The organism is Aminobacter sp. BE322, assembly GCF_050433525.1.
Lineage (GTDB): Bacteria > Pseudomonadota > Alphaproteobacteria > Rhizobiales > Rhizobiaceae > Aminobacter.
This window is the reverse complement of the sequence record NZ_JBNPXB010000003.1, coordinates 230,900-245,323: the sequence shown is the minus strand read 5'-3', so window position 1 is coordinate 245,323 and position 14,424 is coordinate 230,900. Positions and strand designations below refer to the sequence as shown.

12 protein-coding genes are annotated in these 14,424 nt (G+C 66.7%); 10 read left to right on the top strand and 2 right to left on the bottom strand.

What is annotated here, in order from left to right:
• Positions 1-150 precede the first annotated feature (150 nt).
• Together J2X50_RS07290 and J2X50_RS07285 are read left to right on the top strand one after the other, a co-directional pair.
• Positions 151-1,011 carry a TIGR01459 family HAD-type hydrolase gene (locus J2X50_RS07290; protein WP_429093410.1) on the top strand — a complete coding sequence of 287 codons (861 nt, stop codon included), beginning with the start codon at positions 151-153 and terminating at the stop codon, positions 1,009-1,011.
• 9 nt (positions 1,012-1,020) lie between these two features.
• Complete coding sequence (locus J2X50_RS07285) at positions 1,021-2,004, top strand: bifunctional riboflavin kinase/FAD synthetase (RefSeq protein ID WP_429093407.1); 984 nt, start codon at positions 1,021-1,023, stop codon at positions 2,002-2,004.
• Here the strand turns inward: J2X50_RS07285 and J2X50_RS07280 are convergent.
• Entirely contained in the window at positions 2,001-2,558 is a 558-nt protein-coding gene (locus J2X50_RS07280; protein ID WP_429093404.1) for an HdeD family acid-resistance protein, read from the bottom strand. The genes J2X50_RS07285 and J2X50_RS07280 overlap by 4 nt on opposite strands.
• Positions 2,559-2,773: 215 nt before the next feature.
• Between J2X50_RS07280 and J2X50_RS07275 the strand changes: the two genes are divergently transcribed.
• The 3 genes from J2X50_RS07275 to J2X50_RS07265 all read left to right on the top strand — a co-directional run bounded on the left by J2X50_RS07275 (position 2,774) and on the right by J2X50_RS07265 (position 7,612).
• Entirely contained in the window at positions 2,774-3,583 is an 810-nt protein-coding gene (locus J2X50_RS07275; RefSeq protein WP_429093402.1) for a MipA/OmpV family protein, read from the top strand.
• 232 nt (positions 3,584-3,815) lie between these two features.
• On the top strand, positions 3,816-6,737 hold the full coding sequence (gene ileS / locus J2X50_RS07270) for an isoleucine--tRNA ligase (protein WP_429093399.1): 2,922 nt from the start codon (positions 3,816-3,818) through the stop codon (positions 6,735-6,737).
• A 257-nt stretch (positions 6,738-6,994) separates the two neighbouring features.
• Entirely contained in the window at positions 6,995-7,612 is a 618-nt protein-coding gene (locus tag J2X50_RS07265) for a hypothetical protein (RefSeq protein WP_429093396.1), read from the top strand.
• A gap of 110 nt (positions 7,613-7,722) precedes the next feature.
• On the opposite strand, the gene J2X50_RS07260 is transcribed toward J2X50_RS07265, so the two are convergent.
• Positions 7,723-8,157 (bottom strand): nucleoside deaminase, encoded by a 435-nt coding sequence (locus J2X50_RS07260; protein WP_429093393.1) that lies wholly within the window; start codon positions 8,155-8,157, stop codon positions 7,723-7,725.
• 95 nt (positions 8,158-8,252) lie between these two features.
• Between J2X50_RS07260 and J2X50_RS07255 the strand changes: the two genes are divergently transcribed.
• The 5 genes from J2X50_RS07255 to J2X50_RS07235 all read left to right on the top strand — a co-directional run bounded on the left by J2X50_RS07255 (position 8,253) and on the right by J2X50_RS07235 (position 14,408).
• A complete protein-coding gene (locus J2X50_RS07255) occupies positions 8,253-10,196 on the top strand; it encodes a pseudouridine synthase (RefSeq protein WP_429093390.1) in 1,944 nt (647 codons plus the stop codon).
• The gene (gene rsmD / locus J2X50_RS07250; RefSeq protein ID WP_347968295.1) at positions 10,196-10,750 is read left to right on the top strand and encodes a 16S rRNA (guanine(966)-N(2))-methyltransferase RsmD; all 555 of its coding nucleotides are present in this window, start codon (positions 10,196-10,198) and stop codon (positions 10,748-10,750) included. Before J2X50_RS07255 ends, rsmD begins: the two co-directional genes overlap by 1 nt.
• A 106-nt stretch (positions 10,751-10,856) precedes the next feature.
• On the top strand, positions 10,857-12,230 hold the full coding sequence (locus tag J2X50_RS07245) for a M16 family metallopeptidase (RefSeq protein ID WP_429093387.1): 1,374 nt from the start codon (positions 10,857-10,859) through the stop codon (positions 12,228-12,230).
• A 4-nt stretch (positions 12,231-12,234) separates the two neighbouring features.
• Positions 12,235-13,590 carry a M16 family metallopeptidase gene (locus J2X50_RS07240; RefSeq protein WP_429093384.1) on the top strand — a complete coding sequence of 452 codons (1,356 nt, stop codon included), beginning with the start codon at positions 12,235-12,237 and terminating at the stop codon, positions 13,588-13,590.
• The gene (locus tag J2X50_RS07235) at positions 13,587-14,408 is read left to right on the top strand and encodes a patatin-like phospholipase family protein (protein ID WP_429093381.1); all 822 of its coding nucleotides are present in this window, start codon (positions 13,587-13,589) and stop codon (positions 14,406-14,408) included. The genes J2X50_RS07240 and J2X50_RS07235 overlap by 4 nt, the downstream gene beginning before the upstream one ends.
• The last annotated feature ends 16 nt before the right edge of the window (positions 14,409-14,424 follow it).

The window sequence follows — 14,424 nt, the reverse complement described above, 5'->3', positions numbered from 1 at the left end:
GCGAGCGTTGGGGTGGGGCGCAACAGGTCCAGGGCCGGCCGCCGCCGCTTTTTGGCGAAAGCTGATGACAGGCAGGGCCGGTTCGGATAATTCCGGGCAGCTTGGCCAGCCGGCCAGACTCTCCCTGCGGGATCGATCGAAGGACTTGCCATGGCGGGTTTGCCGCAATCAATCGCGTCGCTGGAAGCGCTCACGGACCGCTACTCGGCCTTGCTCTGTGACGTCTGGGGCGTCATCCACAACGGCGTCAGCGCCTTTCCCGCAGCCGTAGCGGCGCTGCGCGCGGCCCGGGAGAAGGGCGTGGCGGTCGTGCTCATCACCAACGCTCCGCGTCCGCGCGACGGCGTCATCGCCCAACTCGCCAGCCTCGGCGTTCCGGATACGACCTGGGACCGCGTCGTCACCTCCGGCGACGTGACGCGCGAGCTGATCCGCACGGGTCCCCGCCGTGTCTTCCACATCGGTCCGGAGCGCGACTATTCGATCTATGACGGCCTCGACATCGATCTGGTCGAGGAGTTCGAGGCTTCGTCCGTGGTCTGCACCGGGCTGTTCGACGACGAGATCGAGACGCCCGACGACTATTCCGAGATGCTGCGGCGCCTGCGGGCGCGCGACCTTCCGTTCATCTGCGCCAATCCCGATGTCGTGGTCGAGCGCGGCCACCAGCTGATCTGGTGCGCCGGCGCGCTCGCCCGCGACTACGGCCAGCTCGGCGGCCGTACCCTGGTTTCCGGCAAGCCGCACCGGCCGATCTACGAGGCGGCGTTGCAGGCCGCCGGCGAGGTTCTCGGCCGTGAGATCGCCAGGTCAGAGGCACTGGCGATCGGCGACGGCATGCTGACCGACGTCAAGGGCGCCGCCGACAACGGCATCGACGTGCTCTACGTCTCGGGCGGGATCCATGCGCGCGACTATGGCGAGCCGCACGATCCCGATCCGGCGCGCCTGGCGGCTTTCCTCGACAAACACGGCTACGCGCCGGTCGCTACCATTCCGAGGCTTCGGTAGGGCAAAGAGATGGACCACGGCTTTGTCCGCATTTGCGGGGAGGAGGCAGTTCCGGCGCGGCTGCGCGGCGGGGTCGTCGCCATCGGCAATTTCGACGGCATCCATCGCGGCCACCAGGCGGTGCTCGAACGGGCGCTGGAGGAAGCGCGGCGCCGCAACGTGCCGGCCCTGGTGCTGACCTTCGAGCCGCATCCGCGCAAGGTGTTCCGGCCCGACGTTCCGCTCTTCGTGCTGACGCCGCCGCACGTGAAGGCCAGGCTGATCGAGGCACTCGGCTTCGATGCGGTGATCGAGCGGCCGTTCACGCGCGAGTTCTCGGGCCTGTCGGCAGAGGAGTTCGTCACCGCAATCCTCCAGGACCAGCTCGGCATCAGCGACGCCGTGACCGGTTTCGACTTCCATTTCGGCAAGAACCGGCAGGGCGGCCCGGCATTCCTGATGGCATCGGGCGAGCGCCACGGCTTCGGCGTGACCCTGGTCGATCCGTTTCGCGACGAGGGCGCCGAGATCATCTCGTCGAGCCGCATCCGCGAACTCTTGTCGGAGGGCGATGCCGCCGAGGCCGCGGGCCTGCTCGGCTATCGCTTCACCGTCGAAGCCGAGGTGGTCGGCGGCGCCCGGCTGGGGCGGACGCTGGGCTTTCCCACCGCGAACATGCGCCTTTCGCCCGACTTCGCCTTGAAGGAAGGCATCTATGCCGTGCGCTTCCGCCGTGGCGACGGAACGCTCCACGACGGTGTCGCCAGCTTCGGCCGGCGTCCGACCGTGGACGACGACGGCGCGCCGCTGCTCGAGACGTTCGTGTTCGACTTTTCCGGCGATCTCTATGGCGAGGTCGCTTCGGTGTCGTTCTTCGGCTACCTGCGCGGGGAGTTCAAGTTCGAAGGGCTCGAGGCCCTGGTCGCCCAGATGAAGCGCGACGAGATGGAGGCGAGGGCGCTGCTCTCGGGGGTGCGCCCTCATTCCGAACTCGACCGGGCGATCGCTTTCTAGCTGGCCCGCCTCAGGCCGAGGCCGAAGGCGATGTAGGTGGCGCCCTGGAAGATCAGGTCGATCGCCAGGAACGTGCCGAGCACCACCAGGCTGCTGACCGGCCAGCCGGCGGCGATGATCAGGCCCGCGAGCACGGTGACGACGCCGGCCGCGACGATCCAGCCCCAGCTGTTCAGCACCGAGCGTCCCTTGATGCCCATCCAGATGCGCATGACACCCGAAGCGACCAGGCTTGCCGCCAGGAACAGGGTCAGGATGGCCGAGGCGAGCAGCGGATTGATGAAGGCGAGATAGCCGGCCACGATGTAGAGCGCGCCGCCGAGCAGCCAGAGGAAGAAGCTGCCCCAGCCCTTGACGCCGAAGGCGTGGACGATCTCGACAACGCCGGCCACGATCATCAGCGTGCCCACGAAGTACACCGAAGCCACGGTGGCGACGAGCAGGTTTGCCGCGGCGACGACGCCCAGCACGAGCAAGGCGACGCCGAGGGCGACGAACCACCCCCACTTGGAGCGAAATTCGCTGACGTCCGCCGGTTGGTCCGAAAGAGCCATGATCCAGTCTCCCTAAGGTTCGATCCTGTACAGTGACGTCACCGCCGCCGACCGTCCGAAGTTATGCCCGGACGCCCGAATCGGTCCAGCCTCCGATAGTGCGAGCCGCGAAATAAACCTTTGTGACGGCTGGAAAATTTAATTCAAATTTTACGCAGTTGGCTTCACACCGATCCTGCCCTAGCGATTAGGTTGTTGGTGTACGCGAGGTTGTAATGGCATCTTTCGGCCGGTTTTCTGGAGTGGCCCTGACCCTTGCCGCGGTTGCAGCTTCCGGGCCGGCGCGGGCCGGCGAAGGCGCCTTCGGCTGGCTCTCCGGCGACTGGTATCTCACCCTCGGCGCCACCGGCATGATCGCCCCCAGCTTCGAGGGGTCGAAGAAGTACATGCTGAGCGCGGTGCCGATCATCTCGCTCGGCAAGGCCGGCAACGACACCCGCTTCTCCTCGCGCAACGACAACATCTCGCTGGCGCTCATCGACGACGGCGAGGTGCGCGCCGGTGTCGCCGGCAAGATCCTGTTCGGCCGCGATGCCGAGGACGAGCTCGAGGGGCTGCACGACGTCCGCTGGGGCGGCGAGCTGGGCGCCTTCTTCGAGTTCTATCCGACCGACTGGATGCGCGCCCGTGTCGAGGTGCGGCAGGGAATCCGCGCCCATGGCGGCGTGGTCGGCGATGTTGCCGTCGACGCCTTCTACGACGTCACGCCCGAAGTCCGAATTTCCGGCGGACCGCGCGTTTCGTTCGCGACCGAAGACTATTTCGACACCTACTACGGCGTGAACGCACAGGAAGCCATCGATTCGGGCCTGAACGCCTACAATCCTGGCGGCGGATTCAAGTCGGCCGGCGTCGGCGGCGCCGTCACCTGGAAGGCAACCGACAACATCACCGCCAGCCTGTTCGGCGAGTATTCGCGGCTGATGGGACCTGCAGCCGATTCCTCGATCGTCAAGGAGCGCGGCTCGCGCGACCAGCTGACGATCGGCGTGTCGACCAGCTACCGGTTCGACTTCAACCTTTGATTTCGGCGAATTAGGCGCTTTATTCCGGGCTCGGCCTCCGCTAAAAGCGCGGCCATGAGAGTTTTCGCGCCCGTCCTGGCTATTGCCATACGAATTACGGGCCCGGCCTTCCGGGCGGTCTGAGGCTGTCCGAAAGTCCGGGACTTTTTGCCTGTGCGCCGCGTGGCGCTTTTTCAGATCATGACAGTTTGAGCCCGTGGCAGATTTGCCGGGCTAGGCGATGGCAAGACAGATGACCGACACGTCCGAGAAGATCGACTATTCTAAGACCCTCTACCTGCCGCAGACGGAGTTTCCGATGCGAGCCGGCCTGCCCGAGAAGGAGCCGCTGACGGTTGCGCGCTGGCAGAAGATGGACCTCTACAAGCGCCTGCGCGAAAGTGCCGCCGGCCGCGAGAAATACGTCCTGCACGACGGCCCGCCCTACGCCAACGGCAACATCCACATCGGCCATGCGCTGAACAAGATCCTCAAGGACGTCATCACCCGCTCGTTCCAGATGCGCGGCTACGACTCCAACTACGTGCCCGGCTGGGACTGTCACGGCCTGCCGATCGAATGGAAGATCGAGGAGAAGTATCGCGCCGCCGGCAAGAACAAGGACGAGGTCGAGATCAACGAGTTCCGCAAGGAATGCCGTGAGTTCGCTGCCGGCTGGATCAAGATCCAGGCCGAGGAATTCCGGCGTCTCGGCGTCGTCGGCGACTTCGACAATCCCTACACGACGATGAATTTCCGCGCCGAGGCCCGTATCGCCGGCGAACTGCTGAAGTTCGCCATGTCGGGCCAGCTCTACCGCGGCTCGAAGCCGGTCATGTGGTCGGTGGTCGAGCGCACCGCGCTCGCCGAGGCCGAAGTCGAATACCAGGACTACGAGAGCGACACGATCTGGGTGAAATTCCCGGTCGAAGCCGGTTCGGACGCGCTTGCCGGCGCCCATGTCGTCATCTGGACGACTACGCCCTGGACCATTCCCGGCAACCGCGCGGTGGCCTATTCGACTCGCGTCTCCTATGGCCTCTATGAGGTGACGGCGGCAGAGAACGACTTCGGTCCTCAGCCCGGCGAAAAGCTGATCTTCGCCGACGCGCTCTCCGAGGAGGCTGCGACCAAGGCCAAGGTCAGCTTGAATCGGATCCGCAGCATCGCAGCCGAAGAGCTTGGAAAGCTTGTGCTTTCGCATCCGCTCGAAGGTCTCGGCGGCGGCTACGAGTTTCCCGTGCCGATGCTGGCAGGCGACCACGTCACCGACGACGCCGGCACTGGCTTCGTCCACACCGCGCCCAGCCACGGCCGCGAGGACTTCGACGCCTGGATGGACGCCGCCGCCGAGCTCGAGAAGCGCGGCATCGAAACGCGCCTGCCGTTCACCGTCGACGACGCCGGCTTCTTCACCAAGGACGCGCCGGGTTTCGGCCCGGATCGCGAGGGTGGTGCTGCGCGCGTCATCGACGACCACGGCAAGAAGGGCGACGCCAACAAGGCCGTCATCGAGGAACTGATCAAGCACGGCATGCTGTTCGCCCGCGGCCGGCTGAAGCACAGCTATCCGCACAGCTGGCGCTCGAAGAAGCCGGTCATCTTCCGCAACACGCCGCAGTGGTTCGTCTACATGGACAGGCAGCTCGGCGACGGCACGACGCTGCGCAGCCGCGCGCTCAAGGCCATCGACGACACCCGCTTCGTGCCGGCCGCCGGCCAGACCCGCCTGCGCTCGATGATCGAGGAGCGCCCGGACTGGGTGCTGTCGCGCCAGCGCGCCTGGGGCGTGCCGATCGCCATCTTCGCCGGCGCCGACGGCGACGTGCTGAAGGACGAGGCGGTCAACGCCCGCATAGTCGAGGCCTTCGAGAAGGAGGGCGCCGACGCCTGGTTCGCCGCGGGCGCCCGCGAGCGCTTCCTCGGCACGCGCGCGAACGAGCCCTGGACGCAGGTGATGGACATCCTCGACGTCTGGTTCGATTCGGGCTCGACGCATGCATTCACGCTCGAGGATCGTCCCGACCTGAAATGGCCGGCCGACGTCTATCTCGAAGGCTCGGACCAGCATCGCGGCTGGTTCCATTCGTCGCTGCTGGAAAGCTGCGGCACGCGCGGCCGCGCGCCCTACGATACCGTCGTCACCCATGGCTTCACCATGGATGAGGAGGGCCGCAAGATGTCGAAGTCGCTCGGCAACACGGTCGTGCCGCAGGACGTCATGAAGCAGTCGGGCGCCGACATCCTGCGCCTCTGGGTCATGACCACCGACTATTGGGAAGACCAGCGCCTCGGCAAGAACGTGCTGCAGACCAACATCGACGCCTACCGCAAGCTCAGGAACACGATCCGCTGGATGCTCGGCACGCTGGCCCATGACGAGGGCGAGCAGGTGGCGCTGGCCGAGATGCCTGAGCTGGAGCGGTTGATGCTGCACCGGCTTGCCGAACTCGATGCCTTGGTTCGCAAGGGCTATGACGACTTCGAGTTCAAGCGCATCACCCGTGCGCTCATCGACTTCATGGTCGTCGAGCTGTCGGCCTTCTATTTCGACATCCGCAAGGACGTACTCTACTGCGACGCGCCGTCGAGCGTCCGCCGCAAGGCCGCCGTCCATGTCGTGCGTGAGCTGTTTAACTGCCTGGTCAAGTGGCTGGCGCCGATGCTGCCCTTCACCACCGAAGAGGCATGGCTGGAGCGCAACCCGCAGGCCGTCTCGGTCCATCTCGAGCAGTTCCCCGACGTGCCGGCAGCCTGGCGCGATGAGACGCTGGCCGAGAAGTGGCGCAAGATCCGCCAGGTGCGCAGCGTCGTGACCGGTGCGCTGGAACTGGAGCGCGCCAAGAAGACCATCGGCTCGTCGCTGGAGGCGGTGCCGGTCGTCTACATGGCCGACGCAGTGCTCGAAGAGGCGCTCGCGGGCATCGACCTGGCCGAGATCAGCATCACCAGTGATCTCGTCGTCTCGCATGCGTCGGCCCCGGCCGCTGCCTTCGCCCTGCGCGAGGTTCCGGGCGTGGCCGTCGTAGTCGACAAGGCAGAGGACCACGGCCTGGTCAAATGCGCGCGTTCCTGGCGCTACACAGCCGATGTCGGCTCGGACACGGCGTTCGCCGATGTCTCGGCACGCGATGCCGCTGCCCTGCACGAGCTGCAGAAGCTCGGCCGCCTCTAGGACAGTGCCTCGCCTCCGATCGGAAATGATCCTCGCCAAGGGGCGTGCAGATGGTCCGGAAGGACGTGCGGCGCTGTGGCAGGTGACCGAAATGCAACGCCCGGCGGGTGGCAGTCTTCCGGTCGTTGCCCTGGACGACCCGTTAAGGTAAAAGCGCGGCTTCGGCAGACAAATTGTCGCCGGATTTCCGTCGCAGACGGATGGGGGCCCGGTTTTACCGGCATCTAGCGAGAGGCGTTCGAGTGAAGATCTTTGGCATGACGGACCGCATCAGCGTGCGCGCAACGACGTTTGCTACGCTTGCGGTTTCCGCCGTCGCGTTGTCGGGCTGCATGAGCGCGCCGACCTATGGCACCGACAAGTCGTCGACCGAGCAGCTTGCCACCGACCTGACCAACATCATGTCGCTCAAGCCGAAAACCAACAGCATCGACTACAAGCCGCGGCCCGAACTGGTGAAGCCGAAGGCCGGCCAGGCTGGTGCCTTGCCCGCGCCGCAGGACAACATCGTCACGACCGCGAGTGCCGACTGGCCCGAGTCGCCGGAAGCGCGCCGGGCGCGCATCCGCGACAACGCGACCAAGAACCGCGACAACCCCAATTTCGAGCCGGAAGTCGTCAACGACATGGCGTCGCTGTCGGGCCCCGACCTGAGCAAGCTGACGCCGGCGCAGCGCAAGGCCGAGATCGAGCGCCGCCTGCGTGAGAACAAGCAGGGCAGCGCCACCACGCGCAAGTATCTGAGCGAGCCGCCGCTGGCCTATCGCCAGGCTGCGACGACTGCCGCGCAGGACGAGCTCGGCGAGGACGAGATCAAGAAGGAGCGCCGCAAGAAGAAGCTCGCCCAGAAGGGCAGCAGCTGGTGGCCGTTCTGATCCAAGCCAGATGGCATGACTGACCGGACGCCCTGACTGACCGGACGCCCTGACTGACCGGACGCCCTGACTGGTTCAGGGCGTTTTCGTTTTCAGGGCAGGCAGGCGCTCTAGAGGTCGCGGCGATCCTTGAAGAAGCCTTTGAGAATTTCTGCGGCGCGCGTTTCGCCAATGCCGGCATAGACCTCGGGCGCGTGATGGCAGGTAGGCGAGGCATAGAAGCGAACGCCGCTGACCACCGCGCCGCCCTTGTCGTCCGCCGCTCCGAAATAGAGCCGGCGCAGGCGGGCAAACGAGATGGCGGCCGCGCACATGGTGCAGGGTTCCAGCGTGACGTAGAGGTCATGCCCGGTGAGTCGCTCAGAGCCGAGCTTGCCGGAGGCCTCGCGGATCGCCAGGATTTCGGCATGGGCCGTGGCATCGTTGAATTCGCGGGTGCGGTTGCCGGCGCGGGCGACGACCTTGCCGCCATGGACGACGACGGCGCCGATCGGTACCTCGCCGCGCGCGGCCGCAGCTTCCGCCTCCTCGAAGGCCAGTGCCATGAAATCCGGCCGCTTCACGCCGCCACCATCAGGATATTCCCCTCGCTAACCCCAAATCTTCCTGTTATCTAGCCGCCGAAAAGGGCAAAGGCCACATGGACGACGATCGAAAAAAATTCCCGCGCAAGGGCGGCAAACCAGGTGGCGCAGGCAATCGCGACGCTGGACCCAGGAAATTCGGCAAGCCGCGCGGCGAGGGTGGCAGCAAACCCTTCGCCAAGAAGCCGTTTGCGAAGCGTGACGAAGGTGCCGCGGGCGGCGAACGCCCCAAGCGCGATTTCCGTCCGCGCGACGGCGAGGCGCGCCCGGAGCGCTCTTCGGCACCGTTCCGCAAGGGCCCGCGCCCCGAGGGCAAGCCCTATGAGAAGCGCGAAGGCGGCCGCTCCTTTGGCGGCGACAAGCCTTATCGTCCGCGTCCCGCCGAAGGCGGCGAGCGCCCGCATCGCGAATTCCGTGGCGACCGCCCGCAGGATGGCGGCGAACGCCCGTTCCGCAAGGGACCGCGCCCGGAGGGCAAGCCCTATGAGAAGCGCGAGGGCGGCCGCTCCTTTGGCGGCGACAAGCCCTATCGCTCGCGTCCCGCCGAAGGCGGCGAGCGCCCGCACCGCGAATTCCGTCCACGCGACGGCGAGCCAAGTGCAGACGGCGAGCGCCCGTTCCGCAAGGGGCCGCGCCCCGAGGGCAAGCCTTACGAAAAGCGCGACGGCGAGGCGCGGGCGTTCCGTCCGAGGCCGGATGGCGACCGCCGCCCCAAGCCGGATGGTTTCAAGCCGCGTCCGCGCAGCACCGAGGAGGCCTCGGAGCCGGGCGAGCGTATCGCAAAGCGCCTGGCGCGCGCCGGCATCGCCTCGCGCCGCGACGCCGAGGAACTGATCGCCGCGGGCCGCATCAGGGTGAACGGACAGGTGCTGTCCTCGCCCGCCTTCAACGTCATGCCCGATGACGTCATCCACCTCGACGGCACCGAAATACCGCCGATCGAGCGCACCCGGCTGTTCCTGTTCCACAAGCCGGCCGGGGTCGTGACCACCAACCGCGACCCGGAGGGCCGCAAGACCGTCTTCGACGTGCTGCCGGCCGAACTGCCGCGGCTGATGACCATCGGCCGCCTCGACATCAATACCGAAGGGCTGCTGCTGCTCACCAATGACGGTGGCCTAGCGCGCGTGCTCGAACTGCCGGCCACCGGCTGGCTGCGCCGCTATCGCGTGCGCGTCCACGGCAAGGTCGAGCAGAAGCAGCTCGACGACCTCAAGGACGGCATTGCCGTCGACGGCGTGTTCTACGGCTCGGTCGAGGCGACGCTCGATCGCGAGCAGGGTACCAACGCCTGGATCACCATCGGCCTGCGCGAGGGCAAGAACCGCGAGGTCAAGAACATCCTCGGCGCGCTCGGCCTCGAGGTGAACCGCCTGATCCGCATCTCCTATGGCCCGTTCCAGCTCGGCGAACTGCCGGAAGGCCACGTCCAGGAGATCAAGGGCAAGATGCTGCGCGACCAGCTGGGCGAGCGGCTGGTCGAGGAATCCGGCGCCAACTTCGACGCCGACATCGTCAAGCCCTTCTCCAACAAACCGACGGCACGCCGCGAGGAGCGGCGCGACGACGACGCGCCGCGTGCCCCGCGGCCCGCGCGCCTCGACATCGGCGAGGGCGGCCTGATCAAGAATCGCAAGCGCGACCGCGAGCGTCACCGCGAGGACGTGCTGGGACGCCTGTCGACCGAGCGCCCCCGCTTCGGCGACAAGCCCAAGTTCGGTGAAAAGCCGCGGTTCGGCGACAAGCCGAAGTTCGGTGATAAACCCGGTTTCGGTGATCGTCCGAAGTTCGGCGGCAAGAAGGGTGACGAGCGCGAGAAGAAGCCGTTCGAGACGCCGGGCAGCCGCAAGTCCAATGTCTGGATGGCGCCGGGCGCTCGCCCACAGGGCGCGGCAAACAAGGGTGGCAAGCCCGGCTTCGACAAGCCGCGTGGCGACAGGCCGACGGGCGGTGCTCCGCGCGGCGGCAAGCCTGGCGGTCCGCGCAAGGGCCGCGGCTGATGCGGGTCGTCGGCGGCGAATTGCGCGGCCGGGCGCTGGCCACGCCGCGCGATCACGCCATCCGTCCGACGACCGACCGCACGCGCGAGGCCGTCTTCAACGTGCTTGCCCACCGCTTCGGCGATCGGCTCGAGGGCGCCCGCGTGCTCGACCTCTTTGCCGGTACCGGTGCGCTCGGCATCGAGGCGCTGTCGCGCGGGGCGTCCTACTGCGTCTTCATCGAGGAATCGGCCGAGGGCCGCGGCCTGATCCGCACCAATGTCGAGACCTTCGGCCTGACCGGCCGCACCAAGATCTTCCGCCGTGACGCGACCGGCCTCGGCGAGGCCGGCACCATGGGGCCGTTCGGCCTCGTCTTCGCCGACCCGCCCTACGGCAAGGGTCTCGGCGAACGCGCCCTGCGCTCGGCCCGTGCCGGCGGCTGGCTCGCGGCGGGCACGCTTTGCGTGGTCGAGGAAAGCGCGGCCGCCCCGTTCGACCCCGGTCCGGGCTTCTCGGTCCTGGACGAGCGTTCCTATGGCGAGACGGTGATCCGCTTCATTGCGGCCGAGTAGCGCCCGACTTCAGCCGTTTTCGGTCGCAAAGATTACCAACAATTCACTTCCCGCCGCTTTGCGCCGCCGCATATAACGCAGGCGCGTCCACTTTCAGAGGCTGTCGATGAGCTTGGAACTAATTCGGGCGAAAGGCTTGCCGCAGGCATTGCTCGCCCTGGCATTCGGCTTGATCGGCGCCGGCGCGCTCCAGGCGTCGCCGAGCGACGGCACCGTGTCGAGCTTCAATCTCGAAAACGGCATGCAGGTGGTGGTGATCCCCGACCACCGCGCGCCCATCGTCACCCACATGGTCTGGTACAAGGTGGGCAGCGCCGACGAGCCGCCTGGGAAGTCGGGCATCGCCCATTTCTTCGAACACCTGATGTTCAAGGGCACGGCCGAGCACAAGGCAGGCGAGTTCAGCCAGAAGGTGGCGGAGATCGGCGGCAGCGAGAACGCCTTCACCACCTACGACTACACCGCCTATCACCAGACGGTGGCGCCCGGCGCGCTCGAGACGATGATGGGCTTCGAAGCCGACCGGATGCGCAACCTGGTGCTGACCGATGCGGTGATCGGACCCGAACGCGACGTCATCCTCGAGGAGCGGCGCTCGCGCATCGAGAACAATCCGGGCGCGCTCCTCAACGAGGAGGTCGACGCCACGCTGTTCCAGAACGAACCCTACCGCATCCCGGTGATCGGCTGGATGCACGAGATCGAAAAGCTCAACCGGGTCGACGCCACCGCCTTCTACGACCGCTACTACGCGCCGAACAACGCCATCCTCGTGGTGGCCGGCGACGTCGAACCCGACAGGGTCCGCGAACTGGCGGAGAAGACCTACGGCAAGGTCGCGCGCGGCCCCGACCTGCCACCACGCGCGCGCCCCGAGGAGCCCGAGCAGAACACCAAGCGCACGGTCGAGATGACGGATGCGCGCGTCAGCGTCCCGAGCTTCTCCAAGGCATGGGTGGTGCCGTCCTACCAGACCGCCAAGCCCGGCGAGGCCGAAGCCCTAGACCTGCTTTCGGAAATCCTCGGCGGCGGCAGCCGCAGCCGGCTCTACCAGCAGCTGGTGGTCAAGCAGGGGATCGCATCGTCGGCCGGCGCCTATTTCGAAGGCACGATGGTCGACGACACCAGCTTCGCTGTCTACGGCGCGCCGCGCGGCGAGGCCGGCCTGCAGCAGGTGGAGGATGCCGTCGACGTCGAAATCCGCCGCATCATCAAGGACGGGGTCACGCCCGACGAGCTGGAAAAAGCCAAGAACCGCTTCGTCCGCAGCATGATCTTCGCACGCGACAACCAGGCAAGCATGGCAAACATCTATGGCAGCACGCTGGCGACCGGCGGCGCGGTGGCGGATGTCGAGCAATGGCCGGACAAGATCCGGGCCGTGACCGCCGACGAGATCAAGGCGGTGGCGGCCAAGTACCTCAATCCCGACCGCTCGGTTGCCGGCTATCTGCTCCCGACCAATTCTGACGGGAAATGATGCGATGAACGGTTCGAAGACAATGCGCTTGAGCTTGGGCACTTCCCTGACCACGCTGCTGCTCGCACTGGTGTTCCTGGTGTTGCCGGCCGTGGTCGCGGCCCGCGCCGAGGTGAAGATCCAGGAGGTCAGGTCGGAGAAGGGTGTCTCCGCCTGGCTCGTCGAGGACTATTCGGTGCCGATCATCGCCGTCCGGTTTGCCTTCGAGGGCGGAAGTTCGCAGGATCCCGACGGCAAGGAGGGGCTCGCCAACCTGATGACCGGGCTCTTCGACGAGGGGGCAGGCGACCTCGACAGCGAGGCGTTCCAGAGCCGGCTGGACGATGCCGGCGCCGAAATGGGATTCAGCGAGAGCAACGACGACCTCGGCGGCTCGATGCGCATGCTCTCCGACCAGCAGGACGAGGCCTTCGAATTGCTGAGGCTTGCCGTCGAGAGCCCCCGCTTCGACCAGGCGCCGATCGACCGCATCCGCTCGCAGATCGTCGCCGGCATCGTCGCCAATGCGCGCGATCCCGAAACCGAAGCGTCGCGCAAATGGGCCGAGGCGATCTATGGCGCCCATCCCTATGCCCGGCCCGACCAGGGCACGGAAAAGTCGCTCGCGGCGATCACCGCCGACGACCTGCGCGCCTTCCACAAGGCAGTCTTCGCGCGCGACAAGCTGAAGATCGCAGTCGTCGGTGCGATCGACGCCGAAAGCCTGAAGAAGAGGCTGGACCAGGTCTTCGGCAACCTCCCCGAGAAGGCGCAGATCCGCAAGGTCGACCCCGTCGAACCCAAGCTTGGACAGACCCTGCAGGTCGAATATCCGCTGCCCCAGACCTCGCTGCAGCTCGTCTATCCCGGCGTGCGGCGCGATGCGCCGGACTTCCTGGCCGCCGCGCTGATGGAGCAGATCCTCGGAGGAGGCAGCTTCTCGTCGCGGCTCTTTGACGAGGTGCGCGAGAAGCGGGGCCTGGCCTACAGCGTGACGTCCATGCTGATCAACCAGGAGCATTCGTCGTCGCTGGTCATCAGCACGGCGACGCGTTCGGACCGTGCGGCCGAAACCCTCGCGGTGATCCGTGACGTGGTGCGCAGGATGGCCGAGGAGGGGCCGACCGCGGCGGAGCTGGACGCGGCCAAGAAGTACATGCTGGGCGCCTACGCCATCAACAACCTCGATTCGTCGGGGGCGATCGCGAGCACGCTGGTCAACATCCAGACCGACGATCTGGGCATCGACTACATCCAGCGGCGGGTGGATCTCATCGGCGCAGTGACGTTGAACGAGGTGAAGGCCGTGGCGCGCAAGCTGCTGTCGGTTGAGCCGGCGGTGATGATCCTCGGTCCGAAGTCGGACGGAGGCAAGGGATGAGCACGAGCTTCGCACTCGCACTCGGCGGCGGCGGCGCGCGGGGGCTCGCCCACATCCACGTCATCGAGGCGCTGGACGAACTGGGCATCAAGCCGGTCGCCATTGCCGGCTCCTCGATCGGCGCCATCATGGGGGCCGGCATGGCCGCCGGCCTGAGCGGCAGCGAGATCCGCGAATATTCGCGCTCGGTGCTCGGACGGCCGGGCGAAGTGGCGAGCCGCATGTGGAAGGCGCGGCCCGGCACCCTGTCCGAGATGGTCGAGACCGGCATCAGGGTCAGCCAGTTCAACATCGAGCGTATCCTCAAGGTATTCCTGCCCGAGGCGGTGCCCGCCACCTTCGAGGAGCTCAAGGTGCCGCTCAAGGTGACCGCCACCGACTACTACGGCCATTGCCAGTCGGTCTTCGAGGAGGGTGACCTGTTGACGGCGCTGGCCGCGTCCGCGGCGATCCCGGCGGTGTTCAGGCCTGTGACCCGCGGCAACACGCTCTACATCGACGGCGGCATCTACAATCCCGTGCCCTTCGACCTTCTCGACGGCCTCGCGGACTTCACGATCGCCATCGACGTCGTCGGGGCACCCGTGGAGAACGACGGCAGGCGGCCGAACTCCATCGACCTGATGTTCGGCGCGACCCAGCTGATGATGCAGTCGATCACCGCCGGCAAGCTCGGCCAGAGCCAGCCCGACATCTTCCTAAGGCCGCCGGTGTCGCGCTTCCGCGCGCTCGATTTCCTCAAGATCGACCAGGTGCTGGCGGAAACGGCCGCACTGAAGGAAGAACTGAAGCAGGCGATCGACGAAATCCTCCAGTAGCGGGGAAAACTGCCGA

Excerpts from the sequence above, each read along its gene's own strand:
- J2X50_RS07290 (WP_429093410.1), top strand. The coding sequence starts at position 151 with ATGGCGGGTTTGCCGCAATCAATCGCGTCGCTGGAAGCGCTCACGGAC.
- J2X50_RS07285 (WP_429093407.1), top strand. The coding sequence starts at position 1,021 with ATGGACCACGGCTTTGTCCGCATTTGCGGGGAGGAGGCAGTTCCGGCG.
- J2X50_RS07280 (WP_429093404.1), bottom strand. The coding sequence starts at position 2,558 with ATGGCTCTTTCGGACCAACCGGCGGACGTCAGCGAATTTCGCTCCAAG.
- J2X50_RS07275 (WP_429093402.1), top strand. The coding sequence starts at position 2,774 with ATGGCATCTTTCGGCCGGTTTTCTGGAGTGGCCCTGACCCTTGCCGCG.
- ileS (WP_429093399.1), top strand. The coding sequence starts at position 3,816 with ATGACCGACACGTCCGAGAAGATCGACTATTCTAAGACCCTCTACCTG.
- J2X50_RS07265 (WP_429093396.1), top strand. The coding sequence starts at position 6,995 with ATGACGGACCGCATCAGCGTGCGCGCAACGACGTTTGCTACGCTTGCG.
- J2X50_RS07260 (WP_429093393.1), bottom strand. The coding sequence starts at position 8,157 with ATGGCACTGGCCTTCGAGGAGGCGGAAGCTGCGGCCGCGCGCGGCGAG.
- J2X50_RS07255 (WP_429093390.1), top strand. The coding sequence starts at position 8,253 with ATGGACGACGATCGAAAAAAATTCCCGCGCAAGGGCGGCAAACCAGGT.
- rsmD (WP_347968295.1), top strand. The coding sequence starts at position 10,196 with ATGCGGGTCGTCGGCGGCGAATTGCGCGGCCGGGCGCTGGCCACGCCG.
- J2X50_RS07245 (WP_429093387.1), top strand. The coding sequence starts at position 10,857 with ATGAGCTTGGAACTAATTCGGGCGAAAGGCTTGCCGCAGGCATTGCTC.
- J2X50_RS07240 (WP_429093384.1), top strand. The coding sequence starts at position 12,235 with ATGAACGGTTCGAAGACAATGCGCTTGAGCTTGGGCACTTCCCTGACC.
- J2X50_RS07235 (WP_429093381.1), top strand. The coding sequence starts at position 13,587 with ATGAGCACGAGCTTCGCACTCGCACTCGGCGGCGGCGGCGCGCGGGGG.